This is a genomic window from Amycolatopsis xylanica, assembly GCF_900107045.1.
In the GTDB taxonomy this organism is placed as follows: Bacteria; Actinomycetota; Actinomycetes; order Mycobacteriales; family Pseudonocardiaceae; genus Amycolatopsis; species Amycolatopsis xylanica.
The window spans coordinates 292446-310345 of record NZ_FNON01000003.1 but is presented as its reverse complement, the minus strand read 5'-3'; the positions used below and the strand labels follow the sequence as shown (position 1 = coordinate 310345).

At 68.5% G+C, this 17900-nt stretch carries 17 protein-coding genes; 10 read left to right on the top strand and 7 right to left on the bottom strand.

Annotated elements, in window-relative coordinates; all coding sequences use genetic code 11:
• Positions 1–4 precede the first annotated feature (4 nt).
• Together BLV57_RS15185 and BLV57_RS15180 are read right to left on the bottom strand one after the other, a co-directional pair.
• Positions 5–1363 (bottom strand): copper resistance CopC/CopD family protein, encoded by a 1359-nt coding sequence (locus tag BLV57_RS15185; RefSeq protein WP_245757330.1) that lies wholly within the window; start codon positions 1361–1363, stop codon positions 5–7.
• The gene (locus BLV57_RS15180; protein WP_091289389.1) at positions 1324–1884 is read right to left on the bottom strand and encodes a hypothetical protein; all 561 of its coding nucleotides are present in this window, start codon (positions 1882–1884) and stop codon (positions 1324–1326) included. Before BLV57_RS15180 ends, BLV57_RS15185 begins: the two co-directional genes overlap by 40 nt.
• A gap of 134 nt (positions 1885–2018) precedes the next feature.
• Here BLV57_RS15180 and BLV57_RS15175 point away from each other — a divergent pair, with 134 nt between their 5' ends.
• The 4 genes from BLV57_RS15175 (at position 2019) to BLV57_RS15160 (ending at position 4847) form a co-directional block, all read left to right on the top strand.
• Positions 2019–2516, top strand: coding sequence for a MerR family transcriptional regulator (locus BLV57_RS15175; protein ID WP_342741186.1), 498 nt, complete (start codon positions 2019–2021; stop codon positions 2514–2516).
• A gap of 109 nt (positions 2517–2625) precedes the next feature.
• A complete protein-coding gene (locus tag BLV57_RS15170) occupies positions 2626–3132 on the top strand; it encodes a DUF6423 family protein (RefSeq protein ID WP_245757329.1) in 507 nt (168 codons plus the stop codon).
• A 1-nt stretch (position 3133) separates the two neighbouring features.
• Positions 3134–4435: an FAD-dependent monooxygenase gene (locus BLV57_RS15165; protein WP_091289387.1), complete on the top strand. Its 1302-nt coding sequence runs from the start codon at positions 3134–3136 to the stop codon at positions 4433–4435.
• Positions 4428–4847 (top strand): DUF6187 family protein, encoded by a 420-nt coding sequence (locus BLV57_RS15160; RefSeq protein WP_091289386.1) that lies wholly within the window; start codon positions 4428–4430, stop codon positions 4845–4847. Before BLV57_RS15165 ends, BLV57_RS15160 begins: the two co-directional genes overlap by 8 nt.
• An 81-nt stretch (positions 4848–4928) precedes the next feature.
• Here BLV57_RS15160 and BLV57_RS15155 read toward each other — a convergent pair whose 3' ends face one another.
• The gene (locus tag BLV57_RS15155) at positions 4929–5669 is read right to left on the bottom strand and encodes an AraC family transcriptional regulator (protein WP_091290368.1); all 741 of its coding nucleotides are present in this window, start codon (positions 5667–5669) and stop codon (positions 4929–4931) included.
• Positions 5670–5795: 126 nt separating this feature from the next.
• Between BLV57_RS15155 and BLV57_RS42835 the strand changes: the two genes are divergently transcribed.
• Positions 5796–6143 (top strand): hypothetical protein, encoded by a 348-nt coding sequence (locus BLV57_RS42835; RefSeq protein WP_143047064.1) that lies wholly within the window; start codon positions 5796–5798, stop codon positions 6141–6143.
• Between the two features lie 125 nt (positions 6144–6268).
• Positions 6269–6874, top strand: coding sequence for a response regulator transcription factor (locus tag BLV57_RS15150; protein WP_091289385.1), 606 nt, complete (start codon positions 6269–6271; stop codon positions 6872–6874).
• A 5-nt stretch (positions 6875–6879) separates the two neighbouring features.
• Here BLV57_RS15150 and BLV57_RS15145 read toward each other — a convergent pair whose 3' ends face one another.
• The 3 genes from BLV57_RS15145 to BLV57_RS15135 all read right to left on the bottom strand — a co-directional run bounded on the left by BLV57_RS15145 (position 6880) and on the right by BLV57_RS15135 (position 10900).
• Complete coding sequence (locus BLV57_RS15145; protein ID WP_091289384.1) at positions 6880–9186, bottom strand: sensor histidine kinase; 2307 nt, start codon at positions 9184–9186, stop codon at positions 6880–6882.
• A gap of 167 nt (positions 9187–9353) precedes the next feature.
• Complete coding sequence (locus BLV57_RS15140; RefSeq protein WP_091289383.1) at positions 9354–10043, bottom strand: winged helix-turn-helix transcriptional regulator; 690 nt, start codon at positions 10041–10043, stop codon at positions 9354–9356.
• Positions 10044–10081: 38 nt separating this feature from the next.
• Positions 10082–10900, bottom strand: a complete 819-nt coding sequence (locus BLV57_RS15135; RefSeq protein WP_091289382.1) for an AfsR/SARP family transcriptional regulator — start codon at positions 10898–10900, stop codon at positions 10082–10084.
• 199 nt (positions 10901–11099) lie between these two features.
• On the opposite strand from BLV57_RS15135, the gene BLV57_RS15130 reads away from it, so the two are divergent.
• Positions 11100–13358, top strand: a complete 2259-nt coding sequence (locus BLV57_RS15130; RefSeq protein ID WP_091290366.1) for a TOMM precursor leader peptide-binding protein — start codon at positions 11100–11102, stop codon at positions 13356–13358.
• A gap of 20 nt (positions 13359–13378) precedes the next feature.
• Positions 13379–14803 (top strand): SagB family peptide dehydrogenase, encoded by a 1425-nt coding sequence (locus BLV57_RS15125; protein WP_091289381.1) that lies wholly within the window; start codon positions 13379–13381, stop codon positions 14801–14803.
• A gap of 295 nt (positions 14804–15098) precedes the next feature.
• Here the strand turns inward: BLV57_RS15125 and BLV57_RS15120 are convergent, their stop codons facing one another.
• Positions 15099–15704 (bottom strand): response regulator transcription factor, encoded by a 606-nt coding sequence (locus BLV57_RS15120; protein WP_091289380.1) that lies wholly within the window; start codon positions 15702–15704, stop codon positions 15099–15101.
• A 265-nt stretch (positions 15705–15969) separates the two neighbouring features.
• Between BLV57_RS15120 and BLV57_RS15115 the strand changes: the two genes are divergently transcribed.
• Positions 15970–16839: a helix-turn-helix transcriptional regulator gene (locus BLV57_RS15115; RefSeq protein ID WP_091289379.1), complete on the top strand. Its 870-nt coding sequence runs from the start codon at positions 15970–15972 to the stop codon at positions 16837–16839.
• Positions 16840–16859: 20 nt separating this feature from the next.
• Positions 16860–17852, top strand: a complete 993-nt coding sequence (locus tag BLV57_RS15110) for a DUF1702 family protein (protein ID WP_091289378.1) — start codon at positions 16860–16862, stop codon at positions 17850–17852.
• Positions 17853–17900: the final 48 nt, after the last annotated feature.

Here is a 17900-nt window from a genome sequence, read left to right as displayed (position 1 = left end):
GCTTTCAACGGGCCGGGGCGGTGGAGGAGAGGATCGCCGCGAGGACCAGGACGACCGAGGCGATCGCGACCTCGGCGGTGACCGCGAGGCGGAGGGTGCGCAGGTCGGTGGCGACCGAGCCGCCCGAGTCGACGGCGATGGCGCGGCGGCGGACGGCGTTGCGGCTCGCATTGGCGGCGGCCAGCAGCAGCGCGAAGCCCGCGAGCTTGATCAGCAGGAGCACGCCGTACGTGGTCGTGAAGAGCGCGGAGAACGAGGCGACTGAACGCCAGCTCAGGTAGGCGCCGCTCGCCACGATCGTCGCGACCGACACGAAGGCGACCATCGAGAAACGCGACAGCACCTGCGCGAGATCTTCGCCGCTCGCGGGACGCCACAGGCAGAGCGCGATTTGGACGAGGCCGCCGATCCAGAGCACGATCCCGCCGAGATGGGCCATGTCCGCGGCGAGCGAGAAGAACGGGACCGGGTCCGCGATGGCGTGACCGGTCGCCGAGAACGTCAGCAGCACAACGAAACCCGCGACCATCGTCAGGTTTTCATAGCGCGGCCGCAAAGGCGTGTCCGGCCCCAATAGCCGATTCGCCAGCCAGCCCACCACGGCCAAAATGCCCACACGAAGCAGCATCAGCTTGCCGTAGGACAGTTTGAGCGTCGCGCCGAGCAGGCCGAAGTCGGTCACCGCCGTCAGATCCTGGCCCGCGACATAGGGACCCTGCAGCAGGAGCACGACGAGCGAGGCGACGGCGGTCGCCGCGCAGCCGCCGAGGATCACGCGGCGGACGAGGCGGTCGTCGCGGCCGCCGGGACGGCAGAGCAGGACGAACAGCAGGCCGCCGAGTAAAGCCAAGCCACAGAAGGAAACCCAGCGCAGCGCCGTGTGGACGACGTCGACCGTGGTGTTGGTGCCGTTCGCGGCGGACACCGAACCACTCGCCGTGAGCAGTGGCCCGTCACCGACCACGAACGCGAACGACCCGCGCACCGGATGCGAGTCCGCCGAGATGAAGCCGTACGTCACCAGGTAGCTGCCCGAGGACAGGCCGGGCTTCAGCCGGATACCGACCACTTCGGACTCTTCGCCCGGCTGGAACACCGGGCCGTCGTCGACGCGCGTGCCACGCTCGTCGACGACATGCAGTGAGTCCTGCTGGATACCGATGTTCTCCGTCAGCCGCAAGGAGATCAGCGGAGGCACGGCCTGCAGGCGCGTGCCCTCCGACGGCGTCGTCGAAATGATCTCGACGTGTGCCGAAGCCGGCGGCGCGCCGAACACGACGAGCGTGAACAGCAGGCCGATGACTCCGAGCAGCCTGGCGATCATCAGGCGGCGACGGGCACGCGCGGGACCGAGCAGGTGCACAGCGACTCGTCGGCCGCCGCGCGCCGGTGCACGACCATCGCGATGATCATCGGGATGGTGACGATCGTGTTGTAGAACAGGTGCAGCTCGACCCTGGGCACGAACAGCTGGATGATGCTCGACGGCGCCGCGCCGCCGCCGAGGCGCCAGCCGGTCTGCGCCTGGATCAGCAGCAGCAGGTGCTCGATGTGGTGCCAGAACTGGATGCCCAGCGCCAGGTTCCACCACTGGCGCGACCGGCCGTCGAAGCCGCTGCGCAGCATCCACAGTAGAACGAGCATGATGATCGCGTAGCCGTAGTGCATCCACTCGGACTTGATCAGCCAGGGGAACGGCAGCCCGAGCACGCCGCGCGCGTCGGGCAGTTTCCAGCCCAGCGCGTAGATCTGGACGGCCTGCGCGATGTGCTCCGCCCAGTGCGCGAGCACCACGATCGCGAAGAGGGTCAAGGCCACCTTGTGGTACTTGGTGTTCAGCGCGGTGATCCACTTCGAGGACGTGGCCGCTTCCAAGGTCGTCATCCCGGCTCCAGTTAGTGACGGTGGGTGATAGTGCGGTTTCTCCATAAGTGCCGTAACCGCTTGTAGGTGCCCTATTTCGCGGTGTGCCGACGGTAACTTGGGAGAACGAGCGGAGGGAAGGATTCGCTGTGCGGATGGCCGAGTTGAGCAGGATAGCGGAAGTTCCGATCGCGACGATCAAATTCTATGTGCGCGAAGGCATCCTGCCGCCCGGCGAACGGGTCAAGCCCAATCAGGCCCGTTACGGCGAGCAGCATGTCCGGCGGCTCAAAGTGATCAGGGCACTGCTCGAGATCGGCGGATTACCACTGGCGGCGGTCAAGGAGGTGGTATCCAGCGCAACGCCATGGGCCGAACGGACCGTTGAGGATTTGGCGGAAAGGCATGTCTTTCCGGCGAAACCCGGTTCGGCGCCGGAACTGGCGTTGGCCGCGATCCTCGCGAGGCTGCGTGAGCTCGGCAGGGAAGACGTGCTGGCCGTGCTCGACGACTACGCCGCGGCGATGCGGCGCGTAGCCGAAATCGACGTCTCGCTCGAACATTCGGCGCCGGACACCGTTTTGAGTGACGCTCTGTTGTCGACGTTGAGAAAGCTTGCGGTGCAACAGGTTTCCGCACGTCGCAGCGCTTGACGACAATCTTGACACGCGAGTCTGGCCTGTGGAATTCTCCAGTTACTGACTGGGAGGCATTGGCATTATGTCATCACCCGAGTTGCCTGGACTGGACGTAACGACCCGAGTGCGAGCGAGGGACATCCAGCTCGCGGGCGTCGCCGATGTGCGCCGCCGGGTACTGATGATCTCCGGCGCGATCGACACCACCGGGCACGACGTGTCCGTGTGCGTCAACCTCCCGGAGCCGGGGCGCTGGCAGATCATCAAGTCCGAGACCAACCTGACCGAACAGACCTGGGTCGCCATGCAGGTGGTCACCGATGAGGAGTCGACCTTCGTCAACGACGAGGACACCCTGGTGCTCTCGCGGCAGTTCTCGAAGTCCTTCATGACACCGGACCAGCGGCGTCTCACCTTCTACGACGGTGAAGTGCGCCCCGGCGAAGCGGTGCTGAAGGTGTACACGCTGGAGACGGGCAGCCGCCGTCCCACGTACTCGTACTCCCGCTACAGCCCGATTTCGACCGACACCGCCGAGCAGTCCGAGCAGACACTGCAGGGCCTGATCACCGACGGGATGGGCGAACGGCCGGTCGTCGAAGTGATCGTCCCGGTGACCATCATCGGCTGACGTGATCTCCTTCGTCCCCGAACCGCATCTGCTCGGCTCCGTACGGGGCCGTGACTGGCCCGGATTGCTGCCCTCGCCCGCTTTCGCCGACTCGGCCGTGCCACCGCGCTCGGCCGACGTGGTGATCGCGGGCGCCGGGCCAGCCGGGCTCGCGGTCGCCTCCGCGTTGTGGCATCACGGGATCCGCGATGTCGTGCTGCTCGACCGCGACCGCCCGTGCGGCCGGTTCTTCGGCCGGATAGACCTGCTGCGGCAACGGGTGCTGCGTTCCCCGTACGAGCATCATCCCGGCGTGGAAGGCTTTCGCGACTGCGAGCTGCTCGATTTCGCGCGGATGCACTGGTCCCTGCTCTCCCCGGTGGAGCGCAACGAGATCAGGATGGCGCAGGCCGGGCACCGGTCGGTGGTCCCGATCGACGTGTTCGAGGCCTACTGCGAGCATCTCGTCGCCAGCCACCACATCGGTGAGCGGACCTGGCGGCAGAACGTGCGAGACGTGCTGCCGTCGGCGGATTCCGTGTCCGTGCGCACGGACACCACGACCGTCACCGCGCGGTTCGCCGTGCTGTGCATGGGCGAGTCCCGCCGCGAGGCGCCGGACGGCTGGTGGACCGGTGACGGCGTGCGGTACTGGGACCAGCCGATGCCGCCGGGCGCGGGGCGGGTCATCGTCATCGGCGCCGGGCTCACGGCCGCGCATCTGGTGTCGAACGCGCTCGCCGACGGCGCCGAGGTGCACTGGGTGATCCGCGAGACCGAAGAGCGCTACCAGTGCGCGGACGTCAACTCGAAGTTCTTCCGGCCGGAGGGCCGTGCCCGGTTCGACGGCGTGAGCTGGGAAGACCGGCTGACCCTGATGGGCCGGTTCCGCCGCGCTTCGATCATGTTCGAGTTCCGGCCCGGGTTTCAGCGTGCCGAGGCCGAGGGCAGGCTGATCGTGCACCGCGGCCGGGCCGTCAAGGCGGTGTCCTCAGGGGTGTCCGTCGAACTCGAGGACGGCACCCGGGTCGGCGGCGATCTCGCGCTGCTCGCGCTCGGCACGACGCCGTCGACCGGCTCGGAGGTGCTGCCGGACGAGGTGATCAACGCCCGCGACGGCTGGGCCGACCTCGACGAGCGCACGCTCGCGTACCGGCTCGCGCCCCGCGTGCACGCGGTCGGCGCCACGGCGGGCATGGTGCTCGGCCCGGCCGCCCGCAACATCGACGGCCACCGCGTCGCCACCGCACGGGTGGCCGCGGCCGTGGCGGCAGGCCTGCTCGACCGGCCGCTGGTGCCGGATCTGGCGGTCTCGCGTGGCTGACCACGACACCCGGTTCTCGCTGCCCGGCGTCGACGACCCGCCGTCGACCGAGGCTGGCGTGATCCTGATGGGCCTGGACGCCGAACGCCTGCTGGCCGGGCTCGGCCTGGCGATGCTCGCCGACGACCCGGCGCTGGTCACGCTGGCCGTCGACCGGGTTCGTCACGGCGCGATGACCCAGTTCACCGCGGCCGGCCTGGTCGAGACGGGCGCCGCGCGCTGGCTGGCTTTGCGTCCCGCGCTGGCCGAGACCGGCATCCCGTCGACCACGAACGGCTCACTGCGCCGCTCGTGGGAACACACCCTGCGCGTGGTGACCGGCGTCCACCCCGGCCTGGGCCCCGGCTCGGCGGCCTACCTCACGGCCTGCTGGTTCCGCCGGGACGAGGTCGACGCCCTGGCCGCCCCCTGACCTGGGTCAGAAAAGCCCGAAAGTGGCTTTCGTCAGATGAGACCTGACGAAAGCCACTTTCGGGCTTTCGAAGGCCGGGTTTTAAACGGCGATTTTGGCGGGGTGGGGGTGCCTGCGGAGGGCGGGCAGGGCCAGCAGGACGGGTGGGTCGAAGGAGCGCTTCGCCCTGAGCTTCAGGTCGGCGGGTGGTGTTTCGACACCGGCCTTGGTCTGGACGGGGCCCTGATAGCCGACGTAGGGCGCGTTGGCCCACGCCGGTTCGGTGACGCAGTGGGCGACGACGTGCCAGAAGCCGTCGGGGACGCCGTCGAGCTCGAAGGTGCCCGGCGCGTCGACGATGGCGCAGCGGACCGGGTTGCCCTCGGTGAGCCGCCGGGGGAACAGGCCGACGAAGACGGCCATCGGCGGGACGCCAGCGGGAATGGTGAGCGTGCCGCGCACCACCGAACCGCCGGCCGCCGTCCGCTGGGGCGCGCCCCCGTTCGGCACGACGCCGCCGAACTTGCGGTACGCGGTCGGTGAGACGCCGACGCGGCTGCTGAATCGCGAGCTGAACGTGCCGACGCTCGCGTAGCCGACCCGGTTGCTGATGTCCGCGACGGTGATCGAGGTGGACAGCAGCAGGCGCTTGGCCTCGGCCAGGCGCATCGCGGCGAGGAAACGGCCAGGGGACACGCCGGTGGCCTGGTGGAACATCCGCGAGAAATAGAATTTGCTGAACATCGCGGAGCGGGCCATGTCGTCGATGGTCACCTGCTCGCCGAGGTGTTCGCGCATGGTCCCGATGGCACGCTCCACAGCGCATCGGACGGTTTCATCCATCATGGCCTCCCCTCATTGACCCGATTCGTTCCAGGTCAACTGGAGATTAGTGTTCGCGCCGCTCGCGCTGTAGTTACCCGATCACCGTCCGGCATGTAATTTTGAGCCTCCCCGTATGAGAAATACATGATCGAAAAGGTGACCACGTTAGGGGTTGACGGTGCGGCCTTTTGGAGCATGCGAAAGGCACGAACGGGTGGTGCGGCGTCCACTGGATGGGAGCGGGTGACGCCGAGCACACTTCAACGTGTCAATCAAATGTTTCACGAAGTGGCGGGGGAGTTCCCGATGAACATTGTCAAGTCTGAGCGAGTGAACGTCTTCTTTTCGGAGATCGGCTACAGCGGTGATGTCCGGGACGCCGGCATCAAGCTCGAGATCGACCGGTTCGACCAGTGGACCAACTGGCGCATGCCGGGAAACACGGTCACCGACTGCATCTGTTTTGTTCCGCCGATGGCCGAAGCGGCTTGAGCGGAAACCCCAAGGCCCCGGCCGTCGACCGTGCTCCAGGGCGGTCGGCGGCCGGTTCCATGCCGGGAATGCCCGCCCATCGGGAACAGTGTTAGATATGTTGTTCTCAGCGGAGGGGGCTTTCTATGATCAGGGTCCTGGTGGCCGAGGATATGCATATCGTGCGTGGCGCCCTGGTCGCGCTGCTCGGCCTCGAGGCGGATATCGAGGTGGTCGCCGAAGCGGCCACCGGTGACGAAGTGCTGCCCGCCGCCAGAGCGGCGAGACCGAACGTCGCCGTCATCGACATCGACATGCCCGGCAAGGACGGTTTGAGCGCGGCGGCCGAACTGCACGAGTTCCTGCCCGAATGCCGCACCTTGATCCTCACCAGCCTCGGCAGCCCCGGCACGCTGCGCCGCGCGCTCGCCGCCAAGGTCGGCGGTTTCCTGCTCAAGGACGCGCCCGCCGACAAGCTGGCCAACGCCATCCGCGGGGTCGCCGCGGGCCGCCGCGTGGTCGACGGGGAGCTGGCGATCGCCGCCTGGGACTCCGAGGACTGCCCGCTGACCCCGCGTGAGATCGAGGTGCTCCGGCTGACGGCCGCCGGCGCCGATCCCGTCGAGATCGCGGGCCAGCTCTTCCTGTCCGCGGGCACCGTGCGCAACTACCTCACCACGATCGTGTCCAAGGTCGGCGCCAAGAACCGCTTCGACGCCATCCGCATCGCCCGCGACGCCGACTGGATCTGAGACGGCTACACCGGCACCACGGCGCGCAGCCGGAACCGGCCGTCTTCGGCCACCGCGGCGGTGAGTTCCCCGCCCAGCGCGCTCACCCGGTCGGACAGGTTCCGGATCCCGTTGCCGCTGACCTCGGTGCCCGGCTGCGGCGCGGCCTGGCCCACCCCGTCGTTCACGATGTCGAGCCTGACCTCGTCACCGAGCTGACGCACCGCGATGTCGCACTGCTCGACCTTGCTGTGCCGCAGCACGTTCGTGACCCCTTCCCGCAGCACGACGGCGAGCACGGTGGTCACCGGCTTGGGCAGCTCCCCCAGCTGGAGGTCCATCTTGACCTCCACCTCGGCCGCCGCCAGCACAGCCTGCGCCGAGCGGGACTCCTGATCCAGCGACAGGTCGCGGTACCCGGTGGCGACCGAGCGCACGTCCGCCAGCGCCTCGCGGGACAGGTTGAGCACGTCCTCCAGCTCGACCGTCGCCCGACCGGGGTCGACGGGCAGCATGCGGTCGGTGAGCTCGGTCTTCAGGGCGATCGCCGACAGGCTGAGCCCGAGCAGATCGTGCAGGTCACGGGCGAACCGGAGCCGTTCCTCCGCGACGGCGACCTCGGCCAGCCGCCTGCGGGTGGCCGCCAGCTCGGCGGCCAGCCTGGTCATCCAGCTCAGCGCGAACACGATCAGGCCGGTGTTCACCGTGGCCACGGCGTTGAAGACGATGCCCTGCGGGTCCGCGGCGAACCCGCCCCGCACCCAGACGACACCGGCGACCACGGCCGCGAACACCGTCCAGCCCGCGACCGGCCGGAGTACCAGCAGCGCGGTGCCGGCCAGCCAGCCAGGCAGGCTCACCCAATTGGCCTTCAGCTGGATCAGCGGGAGGAAGATCAGGCAGGCCTGGACGAACAGCAGCCCGTAGCCCTGCCGGGACTGCAGACGGGCTGTCGGGCGGGTGAAGAAGGACAGCTGCAGCACCAGCAGCGCCGCCAGGTAGCCCGCGGTGAGCGCGATCTGCCATGGCGAGCTGGTGAGGTACAGCAAATGGACGAGTGCGGCGACGCACATCCCGGAGAACACGATGGCGACCGCGGTGCGCGTCTGCCTCGTGCCCGGATGCGAATCCGGATCCTGCGCCGAAAGCCCGGACCGCCCCTGCCGCCCGCTCGCCCCGTGCTCGTCGGGCAGCGGCAGCCGGGTGTGCAGCCGGGTGCCGTCCGCGCGCTGGTCGACGGTGACCGTGCCGCCCAGCGCCTCGACCCGCTCGGTCAGCTTGGGGATCCAGTCGTCGTCGGACTCCGCCGGCGCGTCGCCGTCGCTGGTGATGTCGAGTGACACCATCTCGTCCGTCTGCCGGACGGTGATCCGGCAGGTGCTGACCTCGCTGTAGCGGAGCACATTGGTCACGCCCTCGCGCAGCACGGTCGTCAGCACCGTGCGGAACTGGACGGGCAGGTCGCTCTGGTCGAGGTCGAGTTCGGCCTCGACGTCGGAGGCGGCCAGCAGCGACTTGGCGATCCTGGCCTCGCCCTCCAGCGACAGCTCGCGGTAGCCGCTCGCGACCGAGCGCACGTCGGACAGGGTGCGCCTGGCGATGTCGGTCATGTCCGAGAGCACCGCTCTCGCCCGCTCGGGGGCCCGGCGCAGCAGCCGGTGGGTCAGCTCACCCTTGAGCGCGATCGCGGAGAGTCCCATGCCGAGCAGGTCGTGCAGGTCGCTGGCGAAGCGCAGGCGCTCCTCGGCGACCGCGCCCTCGGCGAGTTCGGCGCGCGCGTCGTTCAGGCCGGTCACCAGCCGGGAGAGCTGAGTCAGCAGATACACGTAGAGGCCGGTGACCAGCACGACCAAGACGTCGTAGAGCCGGTCGAGTGTGCCCGTCTCCAGCGAGATCTCGATCGGGATCATGCTCAGCACGATCGCGCTGAACGTGATCCAGCCGGGTAGTGGCCTCAGTACCAGCAGGACGCTGCCCGCGAGGAAGCTGGGCATGTCGTCCAGGTCCCCGCCGAACAACAGGATCGGCAGGTAGCCGAGCAACGCCTGGAGCACCAGCACGCCACGGCTCAGCGAAGAGCGCAGCTGGGTCGTCGGGCGGCCGAAGTAGAACAGCTGGATCGCCACCAGGGTGCCGGTCACCACCGCCAGTGCGATGAGCGTGCTGCCCTTGGCCCCGGATTTGGCCGCGCTGAACAACTGGACGGCGAAGTACCCGGCGAACACCACGGTGACGATCGCGTTGGCGAGGTGCACTGCTTGGCGAGGCCGCCGGTCAGGCCCGGCGGCTCCCCGCGACTGCGCGGTGATCGTGATCTGATCTTCGTCCGGCATAGGCACCCCAGTCACCAGCTCGCTCGTAACCCCCAAAAGGTCGTGCCGGGCGAGCGGCACAGGGGATTTTAACCGACTGCGGCTCACTGGGAAGTCACCTAGCCGGTCCCGCGCGCATTTCTAGCGTTTTGTCATATGGAAGAGGCCGCACGGGACCGGCTGGATACTCAGTGGACGACCAGGCCCTCGGAGGGCGCTGGCGTCGCGTCGACGTGGAAGATCTCCGAAAAGGTCTCCAGGTACTCCTGTGCGCCTTTGACGATCACGCGTCCGTCCGCGATGGCAGCGGACGCGTTGACCTCGCCCTTGAGCAACTGGTTGAGCACGGCCGGGGTCTTCGGCTCGATGCTGATGTCGGGCGTCTCGGCACCGCAGCCTTCCGCGACCTTGACCGAACCGTCGGCGACGACCGCGGTCAGGGTGAGTGTGCCGAGCCTGAGCTCGAAGGTGATTCGCTTGTCCAGCGCGGATTCCGGGCGGAAAGCGCCGTAGAGAGCCAAGATCGCCGCGTCGGTGGTGATCACCTCGTCGGGGCACGGCTCGGTCAGCGAACGGGCGCCCCACATGCCGAGCTGCAGCACGATCTGGTCGAGCTCGCCGCCGTATTCGGTCAGTTCGTAGACCACGGAGGCGTCCAGCTGCGGGGTGACCCTGCGCCGGATGACGCCCCAGTGCTCGAGTTCGTTGAGCCGGGTCGAGAGGATGCTGGCCGGGATCTTCGGCAGGCCTGCCTGCAACTCGGTGAACCGCTTGGGGCCTAGCACCAGGTCTCGGACGACGAGCATCGACCAGCGTTCGCCGATCATCTCGATAGCACGGGCGAGGCCACAGAACTGGCCGTAGCTACGAGCATTCATACTTGGGTCCTCACTCTTTCCTGTGACTGTCAGGGATCTCAGCGGCCATGTTCACCCTCGGCCAGCAGTTCGTGGTGCAGCAGCTGCAGTTCGTCGCAGGGCTCCACCCCCAGCTCGTCGTTCAGGCGGGCGCGGAGCTGGCGGTAGAAGGCCATCGCGTCGGAGCGGCGGCCGCTGCGCCCGAGCACCCGCATCAGCTGCCCGTGCAGGCTTTCGTCCAGCGGGTTTCCCGCGACCAGCGTGCGCAGCTCGCCGATGAGCTCGAGGTGCATGCCGCCGCGGATCTCGGCTTCGATGCGCAGGCTGAGCGCGCTGCGCCGTTGTTCGAGCAGTTCCACCACATAGCCGGAAAGCACGGGTCCGCAGTGCACGTTCGACAGCGGCGGTCCGGACCACAGGTCGAGCGCCGAGCGGAAAGCGGTGGCGGCGCCCGCGTATTCGCGGCGGCGCAGCAGTTCGCGGCCGCGCAGGTGCAGCCGCTGGAAGCCGAAGACGTCCACCTGCTCGGGGTCGATGCGCATGAGGTAGCCGGGCGGCTTGGTGACGAGCAGCGACTCCGCGTCGTCGGCGAGGCCGTTCTGTTCGATGCAGCGGCGCAGGTGGTGCACGTAGGTGTGCATGGTGGTCCGCACGGTGCGCGGCGGATCATTGGCCCATAGCTCGTGCATGATCGAATCGACGTGCACGATCTTTCCCGGCCTGGTCACCAGCATCGCCAGCAGCCGCAGTACTTTCGGCGTGGTCGGCGCGTAGTCGACGCCGTCCTTGAGCACCTCGAGTGGCCCGAGCACATTGAACCGCACCGCCGGCTGTGTCGACTCGTCGCGCTCGGTCAGCAGTGGTGCGTATCCGTCCATCGCCGCGCCTCCCCAGATGCATCCATCGCCGGAACCCCCGCTGTCTGTGCTTTCCGACAGTGACAGAGTGGCCAACCGGGTACCAGTGACCGTGCCATCGCGGTACTCGTGCGTTTCCCCGGTCGCCGTATGCGAAATCCATAGGCGGGACATGAATGTTTCGCTGGCCCGGGCGTCGCGGCTCGACCACCATGACCTCATGGGGAAGCGCATCCTGGCAAGGTTCCTTGACTTCAAGCGGCACCTCCGCGCGGAGATCAGCGAGGGCGACGGCGCCTACCTCTTCTCCGAAACAGGCGTGATCGCCATGCGCGGCACGCAGATCGCGGCGCTGGCGTCACTGCTGGACGGCACGCGCGACTTCGAAGGACTGCTGCGCGCCAAGCCCGCCGGCATGGAGACCGAGCAGGTCGCGGCCCTGCTGGCCCAGCTCGTCGAAGCCGATCTCGTCACCCTGCGCTCGCCCGCCGATCCCGGCATCGACGCGCGCACGCTGGCCTACTGGGATGCCTGCGGCGTCGACCCGGTCGCCGCCGAGCAGCGGGAAAAGTCCGCGCGCGTCGAGGTGCTCGCGCTCGGCGACAGCACCGACGCGGCCCTTGTGGACCGTGCGCTGCGTGACGGCGGGCTGTGCGTGTCCGGTGGTGACGCGGATGTTTCCGTGGTGTTGTGCGACGATTACCTCGATCCGCGCCTCGCCGAGATCGACCGGACGCATCGGATGACCGGACGGCCGTGGCTGCTCGCGAAGCCGGTCGGCGCGCAGGTGTGGCTCGGTCCCGTTTTCCAGCCAGGGGAATCGGCGTGCTGGCACTGCCTGGCGAACCGGCTGTGGGGGCAGCGGCACGCGGAAGCCTGTGTGCAGGCGGCACTCGGGCACGAGGGCCCGGCGGCCCGGCCCGCTTCGGCGGTGCCGCCGCTGACCTCCGCCGCGGCGCACCTGATCTCGCTCGAAGTGACAAAATGGCTTGCGGGATATCGTTATCCCGGCCAGCACTGCGTGTGGGTGCTCGACTCGCTCGACCTGCGCGGCCGCCTGCACCAGCTGCAGCGGCGGCCGCAGTGCCCGCAGTGCGGCGACCGCGACCTGGTGGCCCAGCACGCGATGAAACCGGTGGTGCTGGCCGAATCGAAGAAGGCCAGCTGTGGCGGCGGCGGGCACCGCACGCTCACCGCCGTGCAGATGCTGGAGAAGTACCGGCACCTGGTCAGCCCGGTCACCGGCATCGTGCGTGAGGTCACCCGCGACGAGTCGAGCCCGTCCTTCGTCAACGCCTACCGCTCCGGTGTCAACGTCGTGCGCTCGATGACCGGGATGGCGAGCCTGCGCGCGAACCTGCGCGGGGAGAACGGCGGCAAGGGCGCGACCGCGCTCGACGCCGAGGTCGGCGCGCTTTGTGAGGCCGTGGAACGCTTTTCGGGCAGTTATCAGGGCGACGAGTTCCGCGTCTTCGGTTCATTGAGGTCGTTCGGGTCCCACGCGATCCACCCGAACGACTGCATGCTCTACTCCGAACAGCAGTATCGCGACCGGGTGGCCTGGAACCGCGAACACGGCGTCATGCAGCGGGTGGGCGAGCCGTTCGACGAGGACAAGGTGCTCGCCTGGACCCCGGTGTGGTCGCTGAGCGCCCAGACGCATCGCTTGCTGCCCACCGAAATGCTGTACTACGGCGCGCCGGACGAGCGCGGGCTCCGGTCGCTGCGCGCGGATTCCAACGGCTGCGCCGCGGGCAGCAGTGTGGAAGACGCCATCCTGCAGGGAACCCTGGAAGTGATCGAGCGCGACGCGGTCGCGTTGTGGTGGTACAACCGGACGCCGATGCCCGGCGTCGACCTCGGCGGGTTCGGTGACCCGTGGCTGGAGGAGATGACCCAGCGCTACGCCGAGATCGGGCGCGAGCTGTGGGCGCTGGACGTCACGTCCGATGTGGGCGTGCCGGTGATGGTCGCGGTCTCGCGCGAGCTGGGCAAGCCGAGCGAGAACATCATGCTCGGCTTCGGCGCGCACCTCGATCCGCGCACGGCGCTGCGGCGCGCGGTGAGCGAGCTGAACCAGATGCTGGCCGTGCTCGCCGACGGCGACTGCGAGTTCGACGACCCGGACGCCCGTCGCTGGCTGCGCGGCGCGACCGTGGAGAACCAGCCGTACCTGCTGCCCATGGGTGGCGTGCCCGCGCGCAAGCCCGCTGATTTCCGGTTCGCACATCGTGCCGATATCCGCGACGACGTGGAGGCGCTCGTGCGCAAGCTCGGCGAGCGGGATCTGGAAACACTGGTATTGGACCAGACCAGGCCGGACGTCGGCCTGCCCGTCGTCAAGGTGATCGTGCCGGGCATGCGGACGTTCTGGGCGAGGTTCGCACCTGGCAGGCTGTTCGACGTGCCCGTCCGGCTGGGCCGTTCGGCCGAGCCGACCGCCTACTCGGAGCTCAACCCCTTCCCCCTGTTTCTGTGAAAGAGCGTAGAGGTTCGTAAATGGATTCACCGGAGCCGCCCGCGACCATTCCACTGTGGTCGCTCACCGAGGACACTCTGGTGGAGATCGGGGAGAACGGCTCGCTCGTGGTGATGACGCGGTGGGGCGAGTTCGGCGTCGAGGACGCCGGCGTGCTGGCGGTGGAATCGTTGCGGCGGATGGCGCTCGGCCCGGTGAGCCTGCGCAACGTCACCGCGGGCGCCCAGTGGCTCGGCGAGTTCGCGCCGGGATTCGTGGCGCTGCGCCGGGTGTTGCGCCAGCTCAGCGGTTCGGTCGTGCACTCGCTCGGGCTGCCGGACGGCAAACGGCCGTTGCTGTCGGTGATCCCGGTCGGGCCGGGCCCGGTCTTCCGGCCGGAGCCGGTGGCGGCCGACCGCGCGATCCGGCTCTCGCGGTTCGCCGTGCTGCGCACCGGCGAGGGCGGGATGCTGCTGGAAAGCCCCGACGCGCCGTTCCTGGTGCTGCTGTCGCGGCCGTGGGCGGTGCACATCGCCACGGCCTTCGCCGAGTCGTGCACGATCCACGACATCGTCGCCGGCACCGGGCTGGCCGAGCAGCTGGTCGCCGACGCGGTGCGCTACCTCGTCGCCGCGGGCGTCGTGCTGCTCGACGGCGCCGACGCGGACTTCGCCGAAGACGACGACGAAGATCTGCGGCACTGGTGTCACCACGAGCTGATGTTCCACGCGCGCAGCCGGACGAGACTCGCCTGTGGCCGCCCGGAATCCGTGCGCGGGCCACGCGCGAGCGCGCCGCCGGTCGTCAAGCCGGTGCCCGGCGGCAGGCGGTTCTCGTTGCCACAGCCCGACTTGGCCGCGGTCGAGGACGCGCCGCTGACCGAGCTGCTGGAGACCGACCACGTCTGCCCGCGATTCCCCGACCGGCCGATCACCGTGGCGCAGCTGGGTGAACTGCTCTTCCGGGCAGCGCGGGTCCGCTCAGTGGGACCGGCCCATCTGCCCGCGCAGGAAAGCCACGAGGCCTCGCAGCGGCCGTATTTTTCGGTGGCCTGCCTGTACGAGCTCGAATTGTATTTGACCATCGACCGGTGCCAGGGGCTGCCGCAGGGGATCTTTCATTATGATCCACTCGGGCATTCGGTCACGTTGATCAATGACGCGCCAGCCGACCTCGCCGCCGTGCTGGACATGGCGATGGTGGCGGGAGCAGGCCATCGCCGCCCGGCGGCGCTCGTCACCGTGACCGCCAGGCTGGAACGCACCTCCTGGGCACTCGGCGGGGCCGCTTACTCGACCGCGCTCCTGCATTTCGGTGCGCTGCAACAGACCTTGTATCTGACCGCGAAGGCCATGGGCATGGCGGCGCACGCCGTGCCGCTCGACGCCGGTGACCGCGTCGACCGTGCGTTGGAACTTACTTGGCCCGCGGAGGTCGCGCTCGGCGAATGCGTGCTTTCGGCGTGATTTTTGCCGTCACCTAACTCGCGTCGTCCATCCACGCACGCGTGTCGTCCGTCTAGGCACGCGTGTCGTCCATCCATGTACGGGTGTCGTCCATCTGCGTACGCCGGCCCGGACGGCACGCGTGCACAGATGGACGACGCGCGTACGCAGACGGACGACACGCGTGCACAAATGGACGACACGATGGCCGGAAGCCGTGCGGTGCGCGGGGAATGTGTGCTCGCGGCGTGATTTTTGCCGTCATGTGAGTCGCGGCGGTCTGCTATGGGGGAGTGCGGTTCGCGAAAACACTGTATTAGAGCCATTCTGCTTCGGTCGCGATGCGGATGGCGTCGACCCGGTTGCGCGCGTTGAGCTTCGTGACGACCGTGGCGAGGTAGTTGCGCACGGTTCCCGACGACAGGAACAGCTCGGCCGCGATGTCGGAGACGGTGCGCCCGCGCGCGGCCAGCCGCAGTATCTCGATTTCCCGTGGTGTCAGCGGGCAGTCGTCGGCTTCCCACGCGGCGAGCGCGAGATCGCTGTCGATCACGCGCTGGCCCATCGCGACGGAGCGCACGGCGTTGGCGAGTTTGTTCGACGGCGCGTCCTTGAGCAGAAAGCCCTTGACCTTGGCGTCGAGCGCGCGCCGCACGGTTCCCGGCCTGCCCAGTGAGGTGAGGATGAGCGTCTGGCAGCTGGGCAGGTGCTCGTACAGTTCGACCGCCGCGGTGAGGCCGTCCTTGCCGGGCAGGTCGATGTCGATGATCGCCACGTCCGGGTTGCATTCCTTGGCCGCGCGCAGGATCTGGTCGCCCGAGGCGACCTCCGCGACCACCCTCAGGTCCGATTCCAAATTGATCAGTGCGACGAGTGCCCCGCGCACCATATGCATATCCTCGGCAAGCAGTATTCGGATCACTCCCCAGCCTCCGTTCCACACCGCGCCGCCAGTGTACGGGATTGCGCGAACCTGTGGAATTCACAAAAAGCATAATCAGCGGAGGGTAAAGAAAAACTCACTGTCCGTCATCGGTCCGTTCTCCATTCGTGCCGACCGCCCGCAAGGCTTGCTCCCTGCGGAGCAAAACTCAACTGCTCGTCAAGTGCCTCGAAATCGGCGGCAGGTTATCTGGAGTCCGGCAGAAGTGACCCGTGAATTCGAGGTTTGACGAGGTTTGATAAATATGGAGCAACGACCGGAAGATCCCAGAATTCGTTCCGCGCCCACCTCGCTGCAGGTGGCCGTGCGGCAGGTGATCGCGTCGATGCACGCGCGTTATTTCGATCCGATCACGCTCACCGAGCTCGCCTCGGAGGTGTTCGTCAGCCCGTTCCACTTCTCGCGCGTCTTCGCGAAGGCGACCGGTGTGACGCCGGGCCGGTACCTCACGGCGATCCGGCTCTTCGAGGCCAAGCGCCTGCTGCTGACCACCGCGCTGACGGTCTCGGACATCGTCTGCAGCGTCGGATACTCCAGTGTCGGCACGTTCACCAGCAGGTTCACCCGCGCGGTCGGCATGACGCCGACGCAGTACCGGGAGCCCGAGGTCGGCCAGCTGCTGCTGGCGCTGGCCCCGAACTTCCGCAGGCTGCCCTCGCTGTCGACCCTGCGCAACCTCGGCCGCAACTGCGCCTCGTCGACCGTCGGTGACGGGGTCATCACGGGTCGCATCGTGATGCCGGAGGGCGCGCCGCCCGCCGACGTGCTCATCGGGGTGTTCGCCGAGGCCATTCCGCAACGTGGCCCTGTCGCGTTCACCGGGAAGGTCAGCGTCCGCTCGACCGATTTCGAGATACAGGGCGTGCCCGACGGCGACTGGGTCGTCATGGCGGTCGGCGAGCACTCGACCGGCCCGTCGCAGTCGCGCTTCTCGACCGCGATGCAGCCCTACTCGGTCCGCGTGCGCGACGGCCGCGCGGAGCACCTCAAGATCGCGATGCGGGCGCCGCTGGCGACCGACCCGCCGATCGCCATCACGCTCGCCTCCCCGTCGTCCCCGTACGGCAACCGCCTGGCTGTCCCGCGCCCTGGTGGCCTGCGCGCGGTCGCCTGAACCGAAGGAACGAGATCAACATGCCGAGTTTGCTGGGCGTACTGCGCAAGCGGATCTTCGCCCCGTCACTGGCCTCGGTCGGCTTCGCCGGCCGGGGCTTCGCGGTCACGCCCACCGAGGCGACCGCCAGGCTCGAGACGATCCCGCAGTCGGTCGTCACGGGGTTCGAATGGGGGATCGAGGGCCCGGAGCTCTGGGAGATCGAACGGCGCCTCGACATGGTGGAGCCGCTGCTGCGCGGCTTCGCCTACGAGGGCGCCACGATGGCGGCCACGCTGCTCGACGTCATGCCGGGCCGCAAGCGTGACCGCACGGCCAAGCTGCTCGAAGGGCCGGGCCGCCAGCACGTGTTCCTGGCCTACATCGGGATCGGGTTCGCGATGGCCAGGCTGCCGAGGGTGCTCTGGAAGAAGGTGCTGCCCGAGCTGACCGACGTGCCGTATCACCCGACGATGAGCTGGCTCGCGGTCGACGGCTACGGCTTCGACCGGGCGTACTTCGACACGAAGCGCTGGGTCGACGAGCAGCACGTCTCGGCGCCGTACCCGTGGGCGGGCGCGCCCGAGTACTTCCAGCGCGCCGTCGACCAGGGGATTGGGCGGGCACTCTGGTTCATCAACGGCGCCGATGACCGTGCCGTCGCCGCCGCGGTGGACCGGTTCCCGGCCGAGCGCAGGCCCGACCTGTGGGCCGGGGTCGGACTGGCCGCGACCTTCGCGGGCGGCAGCGACGAGCTCGGCCTCGCGAGGCTGCGGGAATCGTCCGGCGCGCACCACGATGAGCTGGGCCTCGGCGTCGTCTTCGCGATCAAGGCGCGCACGTTCGCCGGGTTCGTGCCCGAGCACAGCGAACTCGCCGCGCGGGTGCTGGCCGGGCTGACCGTCGATCGCGCGCGCGAGATCGCCGACAGTACCGAGGTCACGGCCCACGAGGGGCCAGAGCCCGCTTATGAGCTCTGGCGGCAACGGATCCGTGATCACTTCGCGATCGGCGAGCAGCGGCTCGCCGGCTGAATTCGCAATTCAGGAGAAATCCGCCCGCAAGAGTGAAGACGCTACCGC